This is a genomic window from Gilliamella sp. App2-1 (assembly GCF_001690255.1).
Taxonomy (GTDB): domain Bacteria; phylum Pseudomonadota; class Gammaproteobacteria; order Enterobacterales; family Orbaceae; genus Gilliamella; species Gilliamella apicola_G.
In genome coordinates, this window is the sequence record NZ_LZGR01000067.1 from 1 (window position 1) to 1,161 (window position 1,161).

General features: G+C 32.8%; 2 protein-coding genes. Both read right to left on the minus strand.

From position 1 onward, the window contains the following. The coding region (locus A9G22_RS11865) for an XAC2610-related protein (protein ID WP_442899749.1) at positions 1 to 226 on the minus strand (226 nt) is incomplete at its 3' end. A 252-nt stretch (positions 227 to 478) separates the two neighbouring features. Then, positions 479 to 1,161, minus strand: a 683-nt coding sequence (locus A9G22_RS09015) for an IS3 family transposase (protein ID WP_141670033.1), incomplete at its 5' end; no start/stop codon positions are given.

Below are 1,161 nucleotides of genomic sequence, written 5' to 3' on the forward strand. Positions count from 1 at the left end.
ATTGACCTATTAATACTTTATTTTGATATAACCCCTTTGGGTTAATAATATTATTAAATAATTGTTTAGAATAACGGTAAATGGATGTTTTTGGATCATAGAGGAAATAAGAGTAACTTATATTAACATCGCCATAATTTTCAGAAACTCTAATATCAGGGTAAGAATCGAAATTTAAATCTTCAAAAATAATATTTATTTTATCTTCTAAAGAAAAAAACGTAATCTTTGTTCATTTTGATTTACAACAATCACTAATTCGTAATCATTGTCATTAATAGCCTCTACCTTTATACTTGATATAATCTCTTTATAAGAGATACTTTCTTTTTTAAAATCAATGGGTATTGTTCTCCATTAATTGTCCCATCCCCATGAAAAAGATTATTTCTTATATCTAAATGTATTGAAGAAATTTTGTTACGTTCAATTTTTTCTTGTAAATACCCCAAACTTAGTACAAGATTCAAGTAGAAAATCATGCTGTTTGTTTTAGTGTTTTATACTCAATCGGCGTCATGTTATTTAATGCCTCATGCGGTCTTTCGGTGTTATAAATCGTTAACCATTCTTCGGTTATTCTCCTTGCTTGTGCTAAGTTGTTAAAAAGATATAAATCGAGTACTTCAGTACGATAGGTGCGATTAAATCGTTCAATATAGCCATTTTGATAAGGGCTACCGGGCTGGATATAATCAATGGCTATATCATGTGATTTAGCCCAGTTTATAAAGGTTTTTCCTGTAAATTCTGGTCCATTATCGACGCGTATTTTTAATGGATAGCCATGATATTCAGCCAGTTTATCTAAGTAACGGGTAACTCTCACTGCCGGTAAGCTTACTGCAATATCAATACCTAACGCCTCACGATTAAAGTCATCGATGACATTGAATGTCCTAAAGCGACGTTGATTACAGCTACTATCACTCATAAAATCCATTGACCAACATTCACCTTGTTTATTAGGAACCAATAGCCTTTCTGGGCTTCGTGGAGGAATACGTTTTTTACGCTTTACCCTGAGATTAAGCTTTAATTCACAATACACCCGATATACCCGTTTATGATTCCATTTATAGCCGAGCTTTCTGATACGATTAAAGCATTTAGGAAAGCCCCAGCGTAAATGCCGGTCTGTGATAGCATTCAATACCGAAA